Origin of the sequence: Micromonospora sp. CA-244673 (assembly GCF_050948395.1) — a bacterium.
Lineage (GTDB): Bacteria > Actinomycetota > Actinomycetes > Mycobacteriales > Micromonosporaceae > Micromonospora.
Genome location: NZ_CP192019.1, coordinates 2,462,752 through 2,481,489 on the forward strand (window position 1 = coordinate 2,462,752; position 18,738 = coordinate 2,481,489).

General features: G+C 70.1%; 13 protein-coding genes, 3 rRNA genes and 1 pseudogene. 11 read left to right on the forward strand and 6 right to left on the reverse strand.

Annotation, left to right across the window (positions count from 1 at the left end):
• Window positions 1-109 precede the first annotated feature (109 nt).
• Window positions 110-1,453, forward strand: coding sequence for a hemolysin family protein (locus tag ACQP12_RS11580; RefSeq protein ID WP_357945866.1), 1,344 nt, complete (start codon window positions 110-112; stop codon window positions 1,451-1,453).
• Between the two features lie 3 nt (window positions 1,454-1,456).
• Here ACQP12_RS11580 and ACQP12_RS11585 read toward each other — a convergent pair whose 3' ends face one another.
• The 4 genes from ACQP12_RS11585 to ACQP12_RS11600 form a co-directional block, all read right to left on the reverse strand.
• Window positions 1,457-1,774: a PRC-barrel domain containing protein gene (locus ACQP12_RS11585; protein WP_433287341.1), complete on the reverse strand. Its 318-nt coding sequence runs from the start codon at window positions 1,772-1,774 to the stop codon at window positions 1,457-1,459.
• On the reverse strand, window positions 1,761-2,141 hold the full coding sequence (locus ACQP12_RS11590; protein ID WP_433287343.1) for a hypothetical protein: 381 nt from the start codon (window positions 2,139-2,141) through the stop codon (window positions 1,761-1,763). The genes ACQP12_RS11585 and ACQP12_RS11590 overlap by 14 nt, the downstream gene beginning before the upstream one ends.
• On the reverse strand, window positions 2,138-3,364 hold the full coding sequence (locus tag ACQP12_RS11595; RefSeq protein ID WP_433287345.1) for an NRAMP family divalent metal transporter: 1,227 nt from the start codon (window positions 3,362-3,364) through the stop codon (window positions 2,138-2,140). Before ACQP12_RS11595 ends, ACQP12_RS11590 begins: the two co-directional genes overlap by 4 nt.
• 83 nt (window positions 3,365-3,447) lie before the next feature.
• Window positions 3,448-3,831: a PaaI family thioesterase gene (locus ACQP12_RS11600; RefSeq protein ID WP_357946306.1), complete on the reverse strand. Its 384-nt coding sequence runs from the start codon at window positions 3,829-3,831 to the stop codon at window positions 3,448-3,450.
• Window positions 3,832-3,934: 103 nt separating this feature from the next.
• On the opposite strand from ACQP12_RS11600, the gene tyrS reads away from it, so the two are divergent.
• The 4 genes from tyrS to rrf all read left to right on the forward strand — a co-directional run bounded on the left by tyrS (window position 3,935) and on the right by rrf (window position 11,021).
• Complete coding sequence (gene tyrS / locus ACQP12_RS11605) at window positions 3,935-5,218, forward strand: tyrosine--tRNA ligase (RefSeq protein WP_433289230.1); 1,284 nt, start codon at window positions 3,935-3,937, stop codon at window positions 5,216-5,218.
• Window positions 5,219-5,832: 614 nt separating this feature from the next.
• Window positions 5,833-7,347 (forward strand): 16S ribosomal RNA (locus tag ACQP12_RS11610).
• A gap of 373 nt (window positions 7,348-7,720) precedes the next feature.
• Window positions 7,721-10,829, forward strand: a 23S ribosomal RNA gene (locus ACQP12_RS11615).
• A 75-nt stretch (window positions 10,830-10,904) separates the two neighbouring features.
• Window positions 10,905-11,021, forward strand: a 5S ribosomal RNA gene (rrf, locus tag ACQP12_RS11620).
• The 16S, 23S and 5S rRNA genes sit together here, the layout of an rRNA operon.
• 92 nt (window positions 11,022-11,113) lie before the next feature.
• Here rrf and ACQP12_RS11625 read toward each other — a convergent pair.
• Window positions 11,114-12,910, reverse strand: coding sequence for a hypothetical protein (locus tag ACQP12_RS11625; protein WP_433287347.1), 1,797 nt, complete (start codon window positions 12,908-12,910; stop codon window positions 11,114-11,116).
• Between the two features lie 57 nt (window positions 12,911-12,967).
• On the opposite strand from ACQP12_RS11625, the pseudogene ACQP12_RS11630 reads away from it, so the two are divergent.
• A pseudogene (locus ACQP12_RS11630) lies at window positions 12,968-13,559 on the forward strand (hypothetical protein); the annotation flags it as partial.
• A 556-nt stretch (window positions 13,560-14,115) separates the two neighbouring features.
• Window positions 14,116-15,111 (forward strand): HAD-IIA family hydrolase, encoded by a 996-nt coding sequence (locus ACQP12_RS11635; protein ID WP_433289232.1) that lies wholly within the window; start codon window positions 14,116-14,118, stop codon window positions 15,109-15,111.
• Between the two features lie 10 nt (window positions 15,112-15,121).
• On the opposite strand, the gene ACQP12_RS11640 is transcribed toward ACQP12_RS11635, so the two are convergent.
• The gene (locus tag ACQP12_RS11640) at window positions 15,122-15,457 is read right to left on the reverse strand and encodes an SCP2 sterol-binding domain-containing protein (protein ID WP_433287350.1); all 336 of its coding nucleotides are present in this window, start codon (window positions 15,455-15,457) and stop codon (window positions 15,122-15,124) included.
• 111 nt (window positions 15,458-15,568) lie between these two features.
• On the opposite strand from ACQP12_RS11640, the gene ACQP12_RS11645 reads away from it, so the two are divergent.
• Genes ACQP12_RS11645 through ACQP12_RS11660 form a run of 4 tightly spaced genes read left to right on the forward strand, consistent with a single transcriptional unit; the run spans window position 15,569 to window position 18,259 of the window.
• Window positions 15,569-16,258, forward strand: coding sequence for a phasin family protein (locus ACQP12_RS11645; RefSeq protein WP_433287352.1), 690 nt, complete (start codon window positions 15,569-15,571; stop codon window positions 16,256-16,258).
• Window positions 16,255-16,500 (forward strand): hypothetical protein, encoded by a 246-nt coding sequence (locus tag ACQP12_RS11650; protein WP_357949305.1) that lies wholly within the window; start codon window positions 16,255-16,257, stop codon window positions 16,498-16,500. The genes ACQP12_RS11645 and ACQP12_RS11650 overlap by 4 nt, the downstream gene beginning before the upstream one ends.
• Window positions 16,501-16,523: 23 nt before the next feature.
• Entirely contained in the window at window positions 16,524-17,378 is an 855-nt protein-coding gene (locus ACQP12_RS11655; protein WP_433287354.1) for a TlyA family RNA methyltransferase, read from the forward strand.
• A complete protein-coding gene (locus tag ACQP12_RS11660) occupies window positions 17,375-18,259 on the forward strand; it encodes an NAD kinase (RefSeq protein WP_357949310.1) in 885 nt (294 codons plus the stop codon). Before ACQP12_RS11655 ends, ACQP12_RS11660 begins: the two co-directional genes overlap by 4 nt.
• Window positions 18,260-18,738: the final 479 nt, after the last annotated feature.

The following is an 18,738-nucleotide window of genomic DNA, read 5'->3' on the forward strand; positions in this document are numbered from 1 at the left end:
TTGCGCGGCCCGCCCGCGGGGCAACAGAGGGGCCACGCCGCCCGGGCCACGGTCGGCGACGGGACGGCCACTGCGGCCGGCCCGGGTCGGCCGAGGGAGAGAACCGCGCGTGCAGAGCTACTGGAGCCAACTGGCCCTGGTCGGAGTTCTGGTGATCGTCAACGCGGCCTTCGCCGGCAGCGAGATGGCCCTGGTCTCGCTGCGCGACAGCCAGCTCCAGCGGCTGGAGCGTGGCAGCCGGGCCGGCCGCACCCTGGCCCGCCTGGCCAAGGACCCCAACCGGTTCCTGGCCACCATCCAGATCGGGATCACCCTGGCCGGCTTCCTGGCCTCCGCCGCCGCGGCGGTGTCCCTCGCGAAGCCCCTCGTCCCGCTGCTCGGGGTGTTCGGCGACGCCGCCGAGACGGTCGCCATCGTGGCGGTCACCCTGGTGCTCACCTTCGTGACGCTGGTCTTCGGCGAGCTCGCCCCGAAGCGGATCGCCATGCAGTCCGCCGAGCGGTGGGCGCTCGTCGTGGCCCGCCCGCTCGACGTGCTGGCCAGCGTCACCCGGCCGGCGGTCTGGGCCCTCGGCGCCACCAGCGACCTGGTGGTCCGCCTGTTCGGGCTGAACCCGAAGCACGAGCCGGACGAGATCGGGCCGGACGAGCTGCGCGACATCGTGGCCGGCAACCACGGCTTCACCAAGGAGCAGCGGACCATCATCGCCGGGGCCGTGGAGATCGCCGACCGGCAGCTGCGGGCGGTGCTCGTACCCCGGTTGCAGGTCTTCACCCTGGACAGCGGGACGACCGCGGAGGCCGCCCGGCTGGTCCTCGCCGCGACCGGCCACTCGCGGGCGCCGGTGGTCCGGCACGGCGGCCTGGACGAGGCGGTCGGCGTGATCCACCTGCGCGACCTGGTCGGCGTCCCCGACGACCGCCCGGTGGACGAGATCGCCCGGCCGCCCATGCTGCTGCCCGACTCGCTGCCCGTGGTCGACGCGCTGCGCCAGTTCAAGGCGGAACGCCAGCACATCGCGCTGGTGGTCGACGAGCGCGGCGCCGTGGACGGCATCGTCACCCTGGAGGACATCCTCGAGGAGATCGTCGGCGAGATCTACGACGAGACCGACCGGGACCTCGGCTCGATCCGCACCGAGGAGGACGGCACGCTCGTGCTGCCCGGCACCTTCCCGGTGCACGACCTCACCGACCTCGGCGTCGAGCTGCCCAACCGGCCGCCCGGCGACTACACCACCATCGCGGGGCTCGTGCTCATCTGCCTCGGGCACATCCCCACCGTGGCGGGGGAGCGGGTCCGGGTCGACGGCTGGGACCTGGCCGTCGGCGACGTCGACCACCACGCCATCACCGAGGTCCGGGTCCGCCGGCACGCCCGCCGCGACCGCGGCGAGGACGCCGAGCACGCCGACGCCGACGGCACGCCGGTGCTCGACGAGGCCCGCGGCTGACCCTCAGCCGCGCCGGGCCGGCGGGCCGAACGGGAAGCCCGCCACCGGCGGGCGCACCTGCACCGAGTCGACGGGCACCTGGTGGGTGCTGCGGGCCAGCACCCGGGTGACGGCGCGCAGCAGCCACGGCCCCGACGGGTGCCGCTCCGGCCCGATCAGCCGGCTCGTGACGCGGGTCCACCAGTGGCCGGCGACGATCACGTCGGTGATCCGCAGCCGGTCCGGTGGCCACCCGCCCCGCACCACCACGTCGACCACCCGGCCCAACCGCCGCCCGCGCAGGTCGTACGCGGTCCGGCCGAGCAGCTCACCCGCTCGCACGGTGCGCTCCCGGGATCCGGTCGATCAGGTGCCGGCGCAGCCAGGTCTCCACCGGCGAGGGCGGCAGGTCGGCCGCCGGGCAGCGCAGCCGGACCACGCTGTCGACCCGGTCGACCTGGGTGAGCGCCACGCGCAGCGGCGGCACCGGCGGGTCGTCGGTGAACCGGTCGGCGACGGCGACGAGCAGCCGCCCGATCCGGCCCCCGATGCGGTCGCCGAGCGCCGCCTGCCCGGTGAGCAGGCAGTCGACGTACGGGTAGCCCTCCTCGTCGACGGCGAACGCGATGTCGTCGACCCGGCCGACCAGCCGGCCGTCGACGTCGACGATCTGCCGGTCGAGCAACTGCTTGGCGAGCTGGATCCTCATCGCCCCATCCTCGTGATGATCGCCAGCGGGATCGCCGCCACCGAGGCGGCGACGATGAGCAACAGGAACAGCGCCCCGAGCAGGTTCGTCCACCACCCGTTGACCCGGTCACCCAGGTAGATGCGGTCGTTCGCCACCACCAGGATCGGCAGGTAGGTCAGCGGCAGCACCACCGCGCTGAGCACCAGCATGTACTCGGTCAGCCGGATGGGGTCCACGCTGGTCATGAGCAGCAGCACCCCGAGCAGCAGCCCGACCAGCAGCACACTGTGGAACCGGGCGGCCTCCCGCGGGCTGACCCGCTTACCCCACTGCCAGCCGAAATACTGCGACGCCGCGTACGCGGCGGACAGGCCGGTCTCCAGCGCCGCGCCGAAGGTCACCGCGAAGAACGCCAGCACGGCGGCGGCCAGCCCGACCCCGCTCAACGCGGTCACCACCGGCCGGGCCACCGCCTCGAGGGTGTCCGGCGACGCCCCCGACGGGTGGTACGCCACCGTCGCCACGGCGATCAGCGACAGCGCCAGGAAGCCACCCACCGGGAAGCCGATCAGCACGTTCGAGCGGGCGTGCGCCAGGTCGGCGGCGCTCCATCGCTCCTCGACCCCGCCGGAGGAGAAGAAGAACACCTCGTACGGGCTGACCGTTGACGCGAACAGCGCCACCGCCACGAACCAGTACACCGACCAGCCCGCACCGGAGGAGCCGACGGTCACTGCCCCGCGCCCCAGCTCCGCCCAGTCGGTGGGCAACGCGAACAGTGCCACCGCGAAGACCAGCAGCGCCAGCCCGGCGAGGCCGAAGACCCGTTCCATCAGCTCGAAGCGCATCCGCCAGAGCACCAGCCAGACCGCCACCGCGGCCACCGGCACCCAGAGCAGGTGGCTCCATCCCGTGGCGAGCTGCAACGCCAGCGCCACCCCGCCCAGCTCCGCGGCCAGGGTGATCACCGTGACCAGCCAGGAGGCGACCAGGTTGAGCAGCGCCACCCGCGGTCCCAGGCGCTCCCGGACCAGGTCGAAGACCGCCCGGCCGCTCACCGCCGCGATCCGGCCGGCCATCTCCGCGTACGCGCAGATGCCCACCACCCCGACGAGCAGCACCCAGGCGTGGGCCATTCCGAAGCGGGCGCCCGCCTGGCTCGCCGCCACCAGATCGCCGATGTCGACGAAGCCGCCGACGGCCGACAGCACGCCGAGCGTGGCGGCGAAGAGTTTCCTCACGTCGGGTCGGTGGTGGCCGGGCTCATCGACGCGACGATATCGGCGTCAGGTGCCCTTTCCGGGGCGAATCGAACAGCTGGGGATCAGGCGGAGGTGAGGTTCTGCAGCCGTACCTGGCCGCGCGAGACCAACCGGCCACCCTCCTCGGTGATCTCCACCAGCCAGAGCTGCTGGCTGCGGCCGCGATGGATCGGGGTCCCGACAGCGGTCAGCTCGCCGTCCCGGACGGCACGCAGGAAGTCGGTCTGGTTGGAGACCCCGACCACCTTGCCCTTGTCACCGAGCCACAGGGCGCCGCCGATGCTGGCCGCCGTCTCCACGACCGAGCAGTAGACCCCGCCGTGCTGGATCCCGTACGGCTGGTGCAGCTCCGGACGGACCTGCCAGCGGATGACCACCCGGTCCCCGCTCACCTCGTCGAACTTCAGGCCCAGCAGGGCGACGAAGCCCCCGGTCACGTCCGGCATCTCCACGGCGGCCCCCTCCTGTCGGTGGAGCCGCCAGCCTAGTCGCCCCCCGTCGGCAAACCCGGTACGGGCCGGAGCCGGGGATGGGGGAGAATCGGTGACCGTGACGGACAGCAACCTCCCGCAGGGGCGGGACTCCCTGACCGAAGACCTGCGGTGGCGGGGTCTGATCCAGGACTCGACCGGCCTCGACGAGCTGCGCGAGCTGCTCGACGGCGGGAGCACCACCTTCTATGTGGGCTTCGATCCGACGGCGCCCAGCCTGCACGTCGGCAACCTCATGCAGGTCGTCATGGCCCGCCGGCTCCAGCTCGCCGGGCACCGGCCGCTGCTGCTGGTCGGTGGCGCCACCGGCCAGATCGGCGACCCGAAGGAGAGCGCCGAGCGGACGCTGAACCCGCCCGAGGTCATCGCCGGCTGGGTCCAGCGCATCCGCGACCAGCTCGCGCCCTTCGTGACGTACGAGGGGGAGAACGCGGCCCGGCTGGTCAACAACCTGGACTGGACCGCCGAGATGTCGGTGGTGGAGTTCCTCCGGGACGTGGGCAAGCACTTCCCGGTGAACAAGATGCTGGCCCGCGAGGTGGTCAAGGCCCGGCTGGAGACGGGCATCAGCTACACCGAGTTCAGCTACCAGCTGCTCCAGGCGAACGACTTCTTCGAGCTGCACCGCCGGCACGGGTGCCAGCTCCAGTACGGCGGCTCGGACCAGTGGGGCAACATCACCGCCGGCGTGGACTACATCCGGCGTCGTGGCGCCGGGCCGGTGGAGGCCTTCACCACCCCGCTGGTCACCAAGTCGGACGGCACCAAGTTCGGCAAGAGCGAGACCGGCGCGGTGTGGCTCGACCCGGAGATGACCAGCCCGTACGCCTTCTACCAGTTCTGGGTCAACGCCGACGACCGGGACGTCACCCGCTACCTGCGGTACTTCAGCTTCCGCTCCCGGGAGGAGCTGGAGGAGCTGGAGAAGGCCACGGCGGAACGCCCGCAGGCGCGGCTCGCCCAGCGGGCCCTCGCCGAGGAGCTGACCGCGCTGGTGCACGGCGAGCGGGAGATGGCGCAGGCGGTCGCCGCCAGCCAGGCGCTCTTCGGTCGCGGCTCGCTCGACGACCTGGCCCCGGAGACCCTGCGCGCCGCGCTCACCGAGGCCGGTCTCGTGCACCTCGACGAGCTGCCCGACGTCGCGGGCCTGCTCAAGGAGTCGGGCCTCGTGCCGAGCATGAAGGAGGCCCGGCGGGTCATCGCCGAGGGCGGCGCGTACGTCAACAACGTGCGCATCGCCGAGGTGGACGCGACGGTGTCGCCGGCGGACCTGCTGCACGGCCGCTACCTGGTGCTGCGCCGGGGCAAGCGCAACTTCGCCGGCGTCGAGCTGGGCAGATAGCCCCACGTCGACGGTGTGACGCGGGACGCGCCCGGTGGATTTGACGATCAATCCGCCGGGCGCGTAACTTTCTCTCTGCCAGCGCGGAACGGACGAAACAGGTCGAAGCACCTGGAAGGCCGGAGCGCAGGACCGAATACGGGCGGTGCCCCGGATTCGCCGGGAGGCGGATTTGGCGAGGCGGAACCGACCGGGTAAGGTTATCGGCCGGCAGGGACACGGACGAGCGAGCGGGAAACCGCGGCGGCCGTCCTGCCGAAACCCACGAGGCGCCCGGCGCGAGCCGGTCGAATAGTGGTGCCCGGCAAAAGGGTGGAAGCATGACAAACCGCGAAACACCGGTTTGACACGGCAGAAACCACCGGGTAACGTAGTAAAAGTGCCCGGCGCGAGAGCGGCGGGTGTGGTGCACGGAAATGCCCCGGACGGGGGCTCCACGGTGTGGGGTTTCCGGATGGTGTGTGGTTGTTCTTTGAGAACTCAACAGGGTGCTTGATAAGCCAGTGCCAAATTGATTTATACCCCGGACTGGCAGCTCTTCTTTGGGAGGGTTTGCTGGTTGGGATTCCTTTGGCAACACTTTTGTTGTCAGGATGATTGTTCAACAAAGATTTTTGTTGGAGAGTTTGATCCTGGCTCAGGACGAACGCTGGCGGCGTGCTTAACACATGCAAGTCGAGCGGAAAGGCCCTTCGGGGTACTCGAGCGGCGAACGGGTGAGTAACACGTGAGCAACCTGCCCTAGGCTTTGGGATAACCCCGGGAAACCGGGGCTAATACCGAATATGACCTTTCCTCGCATGAGGTTTGGTGGAAAGTTTTTCGGCCTGGGATGGGCTCGCGGCCTATCAGCTTGTTGGTGGGGTGATGGCCTACCAAGGCGACGACGGGTAGCCGGCCTGAGAGGGCGACCGGCCACACTGGGACTGAGACACGGCCCAGACTCCTACGGGAGGCAGCAGTGGGGAATATTGCACAATGGGCGGAAGCCTGATGCAGCGACGCCGCGTGAGGGATGACGGCCTTCGGGTTGTAAACCTCTTTCAGCAGGGACGAAGCGTAAGTGACGGTACCTGCAGAAGAAGCGCCGGCCAACTACGTGCCAGCAGCCGCGGTAAGACGTAGGGCGCGAGCGTTGTCCGGATTTATTGGGCGTAAAGAGCTCGTAGGCGGCTTGTCGCGTCGACTGTGAAAACCCGCAGCTCAACTGCGGGCCTGCAGTCGATACGGGCAGGCTAGAGTTCGGTAGGGGAGACTGGAATTCCTGGTGTAGCGGTGAAATGCGCAGATATCAGGAGGAACACCGGTGGCGAAGGCGGGTCTCTGGGCCGATACTGACGCTGAGGAGCGAAAGCGTGGGGAGCGAACAGGATTAGATACCCTGGTAGTCCACGCTGTAAACGTTGGGCGCTAGGTGTGGGGGGCCTCTCCGGTTCCCTGTGCCGCAGCTAACGCATTAAGCGCCCCGCCTGGGGAGTACGGCCGCAAGGCTAAAACTCAAAGGAATTGACGGGGGCCCGCACAAGCGGCGGAGCATGCGGATTAATTCGATGCAACGCGAAGAACCTTACCTGGGTTTGACATGGCCGCAAAACTGTCAGAGATGGCAGGTCCTTCGGGGGCGGTCACAGGTGGTGCATGGCTGTCGTCAGCTCGTGTCGTGAGATGTTGGGTTAAGTCCCGCAACGAGCGCAACCCTCGTTCGATGTTGCCAGCGCGTTATGGCGGGGACTCATCGAAGACTGCCGGGGTCAACTCGGAGGAAGGTGGGGATGACGTCAAGTCATCATGCCCCTTATGTCCAGGGCTTCACGCATGCTACAATGGCCGGTACAATGGGCTGCGATACCGCGAGGTGGAGCGAATCCCAAAAAGCCGGTCTCAGTTCGGATCGGGGTCTGCAACTCGACCCCGTGAAGTCGGAGTCGCTAGTAATCGCAGATCAGCAACGCTGCGGTGAATACGTTCCCGGGCCTTGTACACACCGCCCGTCACGTCACGAAAGTCGGCAACACCCGAAGCCGGTGGCCCAACCCTTGTGGAGGGAGCCGTCGAAGGTGGGGCTGGCGATTGGGACGAAGTCGTAACAAGGTAGCCGTACCGGAAGGTGCGGCTGGATCACCTCCTTTCTAAGGAGCACCATCCGTCGAAAGACGGTATGGAGCCCGCACTGCCCGAATGTGGTGGTGGGGTGCTCAATGGCGGAGACACTGGCGAGTCCTTTCCCTGGCAACGGCCGGGTTCCTTCTAGTACGGCCATCCTTCGTGGGTGGTGTGGAACGAAGTCCTGGTGCGGCTGGGGAGGATGGAGAGCACCCTGTTGGGTCCTGAAGGAACAACCATTGGTTGTCTTTCAGAGCCGTGAGCGGAACGGATTGTTCCGCCGGCGCCAGGCACGACCTGGTGTGGCATACCGCCGAGGTTGTCTCGGGTTGGTGTCATGCTGCGGGTTGTGGGTTGGTCGTTTGTTGAGAATTGCACAGTGGACGCGAGCATCTTTGTGGTCAAGTTGTCAAGGGCGAACGGTGGATGCCTTGGCACCAGGAGCCGATGAAGGACGTGGGAGGCCGCGATAGGCCTGGGGGAGCTGTCAACCAAGCTGTGATCCCAGGGTGTCCGAATGGGGAAACCCGGCACCAGTCATGTGGTGTCACCCACACCTGAACACATAGGGTGTGTGGAGGGAACGCGGGGAAGTGAAACATCTCAGTACCCGTAGGAAGAGAAAACAACAAGTGATTCCGTGAGTAGTGGCGAGCGAAAGCGGATTGAGGCTAAACCGGCTGCGTGTGATACCTGTCAGGGGTTGCGTGGTCGGGGTTGTGGGACCCTGCTGAGTGTGCTGACACACGCTCGAGAAGTTACAAAGTCAGTGGCTAGTCGAACAGTCTGGAAAGGCTGACCGTAGACGGTGATAGTCCGGTAGGTGAAAGTTGCTGACCTTCTGTGGGTGTTCCCGAGTAGCGGCGGACCCCTGAAATCTGCCGTGAATCTGCCAGGACCACCTGGTAAGCCTAAATACTTCCTGGTGACCGATAGCGGACGAGTACCGTGAGGGAATGGTGAAAAGTACCCCGGGAGGGGAGTGAAATAGTACCTGAAACCGTTCGCCTACAATCCGTCGGAGCCTTGCGGGGTGACGGCGTGCCTTTTGAAGAATGAGCCTGCGAGTTAGTGGCATGTGGCGAGGTTAACCCGTGTGGGGGAGCCGTAGCGAAAGCGAGTCTGAATAGGGCGTATTCAGTCGCATGCTCTAGACCCGAAGCGGAGTGATCTAGCCATGGGCAGGCTGAAGCGCGGGTAAGACCGCGTGGAGGGCCGAACCCACCAACGTTGAAAAGTTGGGGGATGACCTGTGGTTAGGGGTGAAAGGCCAATCAAACTCCGTGATAGCTGGTTCTCCCCGAAATGCATTTAGGTGCAGCGTCGCGTGTTTCTTGCCGGAGGTAGAGCACTGGATGGTCTAGGGGGCCCACAAGCTTACCGAAATCAGCCAAACTCCGAATGCCGGTAAGTGAGAGCGCGGCAGTGAGACTGCGGGGGATAAGCTTCGTAGTCGAGAGGGAAACAGCCCAGATCACCAGCTAAGGCCCCTAAGCGTGTGCTAAGTGGAAAAGGATGTGGGGTCGCATAGACAACCAGGAGGTTGGCTTAGAAGCAGCCACCCTTTAAAGAGTGCGTAATAGCTCACTGGTCAAGTGGTTCCGCGCCGACAATGTAGCGGGGCTCAAGCACACCGCCGAAGCTGTGGCATTCACATTTTAACCTCGCTTGGACTTGATTCCTTGTGCAGGTGTGTGGATGGGTAGGGGAGCGTCGTGCCGCGAGTGAAGCAACGGGGTGACCTAGTTGTGGACGCGGCACGAGTGAGAATGCAGGCATGAGTAGCGAAAGAAGGGTGAGAAACCCTTCCGCCGGATGACCAAGGGTTCCAGGGCCAGGCTAATCCGCCCTGGGTGAGTCGGGACCTAAGGCGAGGCCGAGAGGCGTAGTCGATGGACAACGGGTTGATATTCCCGTACCCGCGAAAGAGCGACCCTGACGAACCTCGTTGTGCTAACCACCCGAACCTTGGGAGGTCTTCGGACCGAACGAGGCGAGCGTGGGAACCTGGCGGGTAGTAGTCAAGCGATGGGGTGACGCAGGAAGGTAGCTGAGCCCGGCCGGTGGTTGTGCCGGGGTAAGCGTGTAGGCCGTGCCGTAGGCAAATCCGCGGCGCATGAAGGCTGAGACGTGATGCCGAGCCGATTCAGGTGAAGTCAGTGATCCTATGCTGCCGAGAAAAGCCTCTAGCGAGTTCTTAGCGGCCCGTACCCCAAACCGACACAGGTGGTCAGGTAGAGAATACCGAGGCGATCGGGCGAACTGTGGTTAAGGAACTCGGCAAATTGCCCCCGTAACTTAGGGAGAAGGGGGGCCGGAGACGTGAAGCCCCGCGCGGGTGGAGCGTTGTATGGCCGCAGAGAGCAGGGGGAAGCGACTGTTTACTAAAAACACAGGTCCATGCGAAGAAGTAATTCGATGTATATGGACTGACGCCTGCCCGGTGCTGGAACGTTAAGGGGACCTGTTAGCTCTTCGGGGCGAAGCGGAGAACTTAAGCGCCAGTAAACGGCGGTGGTAACTATAACCATCCTAAGGTAGCGAAATTCCTTGTCGGGTAAGTTCCGACCTGCACGAATGGCGTAACGACTTCCCCACTGTCTCAACCACAGGCCCGGCGAAATTGCACTACGAGTAAAGATGCTCGTTACGCGCGGCAGGACGGAAAGACCCCGGGACCTTTACTATAGCTTGACATTGGTACTTGAGTTAGCTTGTGTAGGATAGGTGGGAGCCGGTGAAGTCCATACGCCAGTATGGGTGGAGGCAATCTTGAAATACCACTCTGGTTGATTTGGGTATCTAACTTCGGACCGTTATCCGGTTCAGGGACAGTGTCTGGTGGGTAGTTTAACTGGGGCGGTTGCCTCCTAAAGGGTAACGGAGGCGCCCAAAGGTTCCCTCAGCCTGGTTGGCAATCAGGTGTTGAGTGCAAGTGCACAAGGGAGCTTGACTGTGAGACTGACAGGTCGAGCAGGGACGAAAGTCGGGACTAGTGATCCGGCACTGGCATGTGGAAGCGGTGTCGCTCAACGGATAAAAGGTACCCCGGGGATAACAGGCTGATCTTCCCCAAGAGTCCATATCGACGGGATGGTTTGGCACCTCGATGTCGGCTCGTCGCATCCTGGGGCTGTAGCAGGTCCCAAGGGTTGGGCTGTTCGCCCATTAAAGCGGTACGCGAGCTGGGTTTAGAACGTCGTGAGACAGTTCGGTCCCTATCCGCCGTGCGCGTAGGATACTTGAGAAGGGCTGTCCCTAGTACGAGAGGACCGGGACGGACGAACCTCTGGTGTGCCAGTTGTCCCGCCAGGGGCACGGCTGGTTAGCTACGTTCGGAAGGGATAACCGCTGAAAGCATCTAAGCGGGAAGCTCGCTTCAAGATGAGGTATCCCACCCACTTTGTGGGGTAAGGCCCCCAGCTAGACGACTGGGTTGATAGGCCGGAAATGTAAGCCCGGTAACGGGTTCAGTTGACCGGTACTAATAGGCCGAGGACTTGACTACCAAGCTGCTACGCGTCCACTGTGCAACTCTGAACGAGCGAACAACCTGTTGGTTGTTTTGACATGTTCATAGAGTTACGGCGGTCATGGCGGAGGGGAAACGCCCGGTCACATTCCGAACCCGGAAGCTAAGCCCTCCAGCGCCGATGGTACTGCACTCGGGAGGGTGTGGGAGAGTAGGACACCGCCGGACAATCTTCCAGTCGAGGGCCGCCCCAGCAGGGTCGGCCCTCGACTGCGTTAGCGTCCTTGGAGGACGCAATGAGGAAGGATGTACCCGTGAGTTCAGGACCGCAGGGCGAGGATCGCCCCCGTCGTTACGAGGACCGTGCCGAGCGCGGGCAGGGGCGCGGCGACGCCCGCCGCGATGACCGTCCCTCGTACCGTGGCGACCGCGACGACCGCTCGGGCGGCCCGCGGGGCGGCTTCCGTGGCGGCGACCGCCGCGAGGGCGGCTTCCGCCGTGACGACCGTGATGGTGGCTCCCGCGGGGGCGAGCGTCGCGAGGGCGGCTTCCGCGGCGGCGACCGCGAGGGCGGTTTCCGCGGTGGTGAGCGCCGGGACGGCAACGCCGGCGGTGAGCGCCGCGAGGGTGGCTTCCGTGGTGGTGAGCGCCGTGGCGGCTTCGCCGGCGGCGAGCGTCGCGAGGGCGGCTTCCGCGGTGGTGAGCGTCGCGAGGGCGGCTTCCGTGGGGGCGACCGCGAGGGCGGTTTCCGTGGCGGGGACCGGCGTGAGGGTGGCTTCCGTGGGGGCGACCGTGAGGGCGGCTTCCGCGGCGGTGAGCGTCGTGAGGGTGGTTTCCGTGGCGGTGACCGCCGCGAAGGTGGCTTCGCCGGCGGTGAGCGTCGCGAGGGTGGCTTCCGTGGCGGCGAGCGCCGTGAGGGTGGCTTCCGTGGCGGCGACCGCGAGGGTGGCTTCCGCGGCGGCGAGCGTCGCGAAGGTGGTTCCGGCGGCGAGCGTCGTGAGGGCTTCCGCGGTGGCGACCGCCGTGAGGGTGGCTTCCGCGGTGGTGAGCGTCGTGAGGGTGGCTTCCGCGGCGGTGACCGCCGCGAAGGTGGCTTCGGCGGCGAGCGTCGTGAGGGCTTCCGCGGGGGCGAGCGTCGCGAAGGTGGCTTCGGTGGCGATCGTCGTGAGGGTGGCTTCCGCGGCGGTGACCGCCGCGAAGGTGGTTCCGGCGGCGAGCGCCGTGAGGGCTTCCGCGGCGGCGACCGCCGCGAGGGCGGCTTCCGTGGGGGCGACCGCGAGGGTGGCTTCCGCGGCGGCGATCGTCGTGAGGGTGGCTTCCGTGGCGGGGACCGCCGCGAAGGTGGCTTCGGCGGTGAGCGCCGCGAAGGTGGCTTCCGCGGGGGCGAGCGTCGCGAAGGTGGCGGCGAGCGTCGCGAGGGTGGCTTCCGTGGGGGCGACCGTGAGGGTGGCTTCCGCGGTGGCGATCGCCGTGAGGGCGGCTTCCGCGGCGGCGAGCGTCGCGAAGGTGGCGGCGAGCGTCGCGAGGGCGGCTTCCGCGGTGGCGATCGTCGTGAGGGCGGCTTCCGTGGCGGTGAGCGTCGTGAGGGCGGCTTCCGCGGCGGCGAGCGTCGCGAAGGTGGCTTCGGCGGCGACCGCCGTGAGGGCGGCTTCCGCGGTGGCGAGCGTCGTGAAGGTGGCTTCGGCGGCGAGCGCCGTGAGGGCTTCCGTGGCGGCGATCGTCGCGAGGGCTATGCCGGCGGCGAGCGGCCCGGCGGCTTCCGCCGCGACGACCGCGTAGGCGGGCCCCGTGGTGGCGAGCGCCGCGAGGGTGGCTTCGGCGGCGACCGCCGCGAGGGCTTCCGCCGCGACGAGCGGCCCGGCGGATTCCGCCGTGACGACCGCGAGGGCCGTGGCGGGCGTGAGCGTACCGAGCGGGACGGCGAGCGCCGGGGCTACGACCGGGACGACCGCCGGCAGGACGGCGCGTACCGGGAGCGGCAGGACGAGCGCGCCGAGGGGCGTACGGGTGAGGCGCCGGCGCTGCCGGACGAGGTGGTCGCCAGCGACCTCGACTCGACCGTCCGCGCGGAGCTGCTCTCCCTCGCCAAGCCGGTGGCGGAGACCGTCGCCCGGCACCTGGTCGCGACCGGGCTGCTGATCGACGACGACCCGGCCGAGGCACTGGCGCACGCCATGGCCGCGCGCCGGCTCGCCTCGCGGATCGCCGCGGTGCGGGAGGCGGTCGGGCTGGCCGCGTACCACGCGGGGGAGTGGCAGACGGCCGTCGCCGAGCTGCGCACCTACCACCGGATGACCGGTCTGCAGAGCCACCTGGCGGTGCTGGCGGACTGCGAGCGGGCGCTGGGTCGCCCGGAGCGGGCCATCGACCTGTTCCGCGGCGCGGACCGGGACAAGCTCGACCAGGCCGTCGCCATCGAGCTGCTGATCGTGGCCAGTGGGGCCCGGGGTGACCTCGGGCAGAAGGACGCGGCGGTGGCCATGCTCCAGGTCCCCGAGCTGACCGCCGACTCGACCGAGTCGTGGGCGGCCCGGCTGCGCTACGCGTATGCGGACGCGCTGCTGGCGGTGGGCCGGCGCGAGGAGGCGCGGGAGTGGTTCTCCCGGGCTGCCGACGTGGACGCCGAGGGCGAGACTGACGCCGCCGAGCGGCTGCTGGAGCTGGACGGCGTCGTCATCGAGGGCGACGACGAGGAAGAGGACGAGGAGTTCGCCGCCGGCCCGGGTGCCCCGGGCGCCGTGCCGTCCCGTCCCGACGCCGACCTCACCGGCGACTCCGCCGACCTCGATGACGAGGACGACGACCTCGACGATGACGAGGACGACCTCGACGACGACGAGGACGACCTCGACGACGACGAGGACGCTGACCAGGACGACGACCTCGACGACGAGGACGACGACCTCGACGGCGACGCGGACCGGGACGACGACGAGGGCGACGACCTCGACGGCGACGCGGACCGGGACGACGACGAGGGCGACGACCTCGACGAGGACGACGACCTCGACGGTGACGCCCGGCTGCGCGCCGACGCCGACACGGCGGACTCCATCGCCGGGGGCGCCGCTGACGCGGTACCGGCCGGCGAGGCTGCCGGATACCGGGACCGGGACGCGGCGGACCTGGGCGACGACGAGCTGACCGACGCGGAGGCGCGCTCGCTCGCCGCCGACACGCGCGCCGCCGCCGTGGACGCGGCCGGCCCGGACGCCCCGGGCGACGAGGCTTCGGAGTCGGAGCGCCGGTGACCGGAAGCGCCGGGGACGCGGGTTCCGGTCCGGGTCGCGGGGAACGCGACCGGGCCGGAACGGGCGGCCGGCTGGTCGACGGGTACGCCCTGGTCGTCTTCGACCTGGACGGGGTGATCTACCTGATCGACCGGCCGATCCCCGGCGCGGTCGAGGCGGTCGGCCGGCTGCACGGCGAGGGCCGGGCGGTCGCCTACGCGACGAACAACGCCTCGCGCCGCTCCAGCGAGGTGGCCGACCTGCTCACCGGCATGGGTGTGCCGGCCGGGCCGGAGGAGGTGCTGACCTCCGCGGCCGCCACCGCCGAGCTGCTGCGCGACCGGCTGCCCGCCGGCGCGCCGGTGCTGGTGGTCGGGGCGGAGGCGCTCCGCGCGGAGCTGCGCGCCGTGGGCCTGCGCCCGGTCTCGACGGTGGACGAGGAGCCGGCCGCCGTGGCCCAGGGGTACGGTCCTCAGGTCGGCTGGTCCGACCTGGCCGAGGCGTCGCTGGCGGTCCGGGCGGGAGCGCCCTGGTACGCCACGAACACCGACCGCACCCTGCCCAGCCCGCGCGGCCCGCTGCCGGGCAACGGCTCGCTGGTGGCGGTGCTGCGCACGGCGCTGGGACGGGATCCCGACGTGGTGGTGGGCAAGCCGGAGCCGGCGCTGTTCGCCACGGCCGCCCGCCGGGCCGGTTCGGGCCGGACGCTGGTGGTCGGCGACCGGCTGGACACCGACATCGAGGGCGCCCGCCGGGCCGGGCTGGACAGCCTGCTGGTGCTCACCGGGGTCAGCGACGTGGCCGAGCTGCTGGCCGCGCCCGAGCCGCGCCGGCCCGCGTACGTCTCCTTCGACCTGGCGGGGCTCTTCGACCCGGCGGCCGTGGTGCGGGTGCCGGGCACGGCGGACGCCGGCGGCTGGTCGGCGACCGCCGCCGACGGGGGGCTGGCCCTCGACGGGGCGGGACGCCCGCTGGACGCCCTCGCGGCGCTCTGCGCGGCGGCCTGGCCGGCGGCGGCCGGCCCGCGGGTGCGGCCGGCGTCCGCGGCGGCGGAGGAGGCCCTGGCGGCGCTCGGCCTCGCGGGCTGACCGGCCCGGGTCAGAGCAGCTTGCGGAGCTTCATCAGGTCGAACGGGTTCGCCTTGATCGACACCCGCCGGGCGCCCACGGCCTTCATGACGTCGAGCTGACCGTGCACCAGGGCGACCAGGTCGTCGCTGGTGGCGCTCAGCGCGATCTTCGCCTTCGGGTCGTCGCCGTCGGTGAGGTCGACGAGCCGGCCGCCTTCGATTCGCCCGTGGAACGCGGTGTCCAGGTCGGTGATCCGGCAGGCGAGCGTGCGGTCGAGGTCGATCCGCCCCTGCACGTCGGCGTGCCGGTCCAGCCGGGCGGCCAGGTCCTGCAACGCCTGCCGGCACTCGTCCACGCTGGCCACATCGTCTCCTCACCACTCGCCACGCCGTTCCCGGCACCGTACCGCAATGGGGCGTCCGGGGCGCCCGGTAGCGTGACACCTGCACACCCCGCCCCGCGGAAGGACTCTGGCATGCAGGACGCGTGGCGCGCCTACCTCGAGCTGGCCATGGGCCTGACGGAGGCGCCCCGGAAGAAGGCCCAGGACGCCGTGAAGCGCGTGGTCGGCCAGGGCGGCGCGACCGCCGCCCAGCTCCAGTCGCTCGCCGAGGAGCTGGTCTCGACCGGGATGGCGAACCGGGAGGCGTTGACCAAGCTGGTCCGCTTCGAGGTCGACCGCGCGCTGGGCGCGGTCGGGCTGGCCACCGCCGACGAGGTCGCCGAGCTGACCCGCCGGGTGCACGACCTGGAGCGGCAGCTGCGCGAGGCGAAGACCCCCGCGGCGGAGGCGGGTGCGAAGCCCGCCGCCGGGCCGGAGAGCGACGCCCTGCGCACGCCGGCCTCCCCGCCGCTGGCCGCCGAGACGGCGGGCGCCGGTGAGGTGACGCCCTCCGGGGAGCCGACCGCCACGGGGCCGGCCGAGGGCGAGCCGGGCGCCGAGCGACCGGCCCCGGCCGCGCCGGCCGCCGAGGCGCCCGTCTCGGCGCCCCCCGTGCCCGCGCGCACCAAGGCCGTCGCGAAGAAGGCCGTGGCGAAGAAGGCCATCGCGAAGAAGCCGGCGGCCACCGTCGCGAAGACCCCGGCCGAGGAGTCGCCGGCCGCCCCGGTGCGCCCGGCGAAGAAGTCCGCCGGCCGCAAGCCGACCGGCGGTGCCGCGTCGTGACCGGGCCCTTCCGGCCCGGCCCGCGTCCCGGACCGCCGCCGGCCGGTCCCCGGCCCGCCCCGCCCCCCGGCGCGCGGCCGGCGCCGGTCGAGGAGGTCGGCGAGGCACGGCACCCGGCGGTGGACGCCGCCGTGCACGCCATGATCAACGCCGAGGCGCTCTCCCCGGCGGACCAGATCGCCCAGTACGAGGCGGCGTACGAGACGCTGCGCGAGACCCTGGCCAGCATCGACCAGGCCTGAAAAGAGGCGGAGAACAACCACCGATGGCACGTCGCACCCGGCTGGATGCCGAACTCGTCCGCCGCGGCCTGGCCCGCTCCCGTGAGCAGGCCGCCGCGCTGGTGGAGGCCGGTCGCGTCCAGCTGCGCGGGGTGCCGGCCCGCAAGGCCGCCGCGATGGTCGACCCCGCCGACCCGCTGCTGGTCACGGGCGAGGACCCCGCCGACGAGTACGTCTCCCGCGGCGGTCACAAGCTGGCCGGCGCGCTCGCCGCGTTCACTTCCGGCGGGCTGACCGTGGTCGGCCGGCGCTGCCTGGACGCGGGCGCCTCCACCGGCGGCTTCACCGACGTGCTGCTGCGCGCCGACGCCGCCGAGGTGGTGGCGGTCGACGTCGGCTACGGGCAGCTCGCCTGGTCCCTGCGCAACGACGAGCGGGTGCGCGTCTTCGAGCGCACCAACGTGCGTACCCTCACGCCGGAGGCCATCGGCGGCCCGGTCGACCTGACGGTGGCCGACCTGTCGTTCATCTCGCTGCGGCTGGTGCTGCCCGCGCTGGCCGGTTGCACGTGGCCCGACGGCGACCTGGCGCTGATGGTCAAGCCGCAGTTCGAGGTGGGCCGGGACCGGGTCGGCGCGGGCGGCGTGGTCCGTGACCCGGAGCTGCGCGCCGAGGCCGTGCTCGACGTGGCTGCCGCGGCCGCGCAGCTCGGGCTGGGCCTGGCCGGCGTGGCCGCCAGCCCGCTGCCCGGGCCGAGCGGCAACGTCGAGTTCTTCGTATGGTTACGCCGGGACGCGCCGGCCGCGGACCCCGATCGGGTGCGCGCGGTGGTGGCGGCCGGCCCGCAGGGATTTCCGGCCGCCGGGCCGCAGGCCACGACTGAGGAGGTGTCCGGGTGAGCCGGACCGCTCTGCTGGTGACGCACACGGGCCGTCGGCGCAGCACGGAGCACGCGCGCGCGGTGGCCGCCGACCTCATCGCGGCCGGCTTCGAGGTGCGGGTGGTCGCCGAGGAGGCCGACGACCTGGACCTGCCCGGCGTGGTGCCGGTGACCGGCCCGGAGGCGGCCGAGGGCGCCGAGATCGTCTTCGCGCTCGGCGGGGACGGCACGTTCCTGCGCGCCGCCGAGCTGGCCCGCCCGGCGAAGGCGCCCCTGCTCGGCATCAACCTCGGCAAGGTCGGTTTCCTGGCCGAGGCGGAGATGGACGACCTGGACAGCGCGGTGCGCGACGTGGTCGGGCGCAACTACACCGTGGACGAACGGCTCACCCTCGACGTCACCGCCGAGTTCGAGGGCGGCCCGACCGTCGAGTCGTGGGCGCTCAACGAGATCAGCGTGGAGAAGGGCGAGCGGGCCCAGATGCTGGAGCTGCTCGTCGACGTGGACGGCCGGCCGCTGTCCCGTTACGGCTGCGACGGCGTGGTCTGCGCGACCCCCACCGGCTCCACGGCGTACGCGTTCTCCGGCGGGGGGCCGGTGGTCTGGCCCGAGGTGGAGGCGCTGCTGCTGGTGCCGATCAGCGCGCACGCGCTGTTCAGCCGCCCCCTCGTCACCGCGCCGACGTCCACCTTCGCGATCACCGTGGACCCGTTCACCACCCTCGCGGTGCTCTGCTGCGACGGCCGGCGGGTCTACGACCTGCCCCCGGGCGCCCGGGTCACCGTGCGCCGGGGCGCGCTGCCGGTGCGCATCGTCCGGCTCCGGGCACGGCCGTTCACCGACCGGCTGGTGGCCAAGTTCGACCTGCCCGTGCAGGGCTGGCGCGGCAGCCGTCGCTGACCGGCGACTCAGCGAACGCCGCGTCGCCCGTTCGGCGTACCCGGTGCCGGCCGCGGGCGGGTTACGGTAGGAGCCTCCCCCGACGCACGCCGCGCCGGGTTCCGGCGTACGTCGCCGGCACCGGGCCGGGGCGGATGTCTCCGCCCCCGCGGCGGGCGCCCGTCGGGGCCGGTGACGCCGTCGCACGGGACGGCGATCGGGGCGTCCGGGCTGCGTCGAGGTGGAGTCCGGGCGGGGCGGTGAGGCCCGTGTCCGCCCGGACCGCGCGGTCCGACGGTCGTGGCCCTGGCCAGGGGGTGGTCGGGTCCACGACGGTCGGGGTGCCGGAGGAGTCGCGGCCGGCCGCGGCGGGCGGACGGCGAGCCGCGCCCGGCCGGGTTTCGACCCCGGTCGGGTCGGCCGGATCGGCGAGCCGCCGTCGGAGGAAACGGCGGCTCACGAACCGGGCGGCTACGCACTCGTTCCGGCACCCCGACCAT

Bases quoted from the DNA above. Each gene is read 5' to 3' on its own strand.
- ACQP12_RS11600 (WP_357946306.1), bottom strand. From the start codon at position 3,831: ATGCCGGACGTGACCGGGGGCTTCGTCGCCCTGCTGGGCCTGAAGTTC.
- ACQP12_RS11590 (WP_433287343.1), bottom strand. From the start codon at position 2,141: ATGAGGATCCAGCTCGCCAAGCAGTTGCTCGACCGGCAGATCGTCGAC.
- ACQP12_RS11655 (WP_433287354.1), top strand. From the start codon at position 16,524: ATGGCACGTCGCACCCGGCTGGATGCCGAACTCGTCCGCCGCGGCCTG.
- ACQP12_RS11645 (WP_433287352.1), top strand. From the start codon at position 15,569: ATGCAGGACGCGTGGCGCGCCTACCTCGAGCTGGCCATGGGCCTGACG.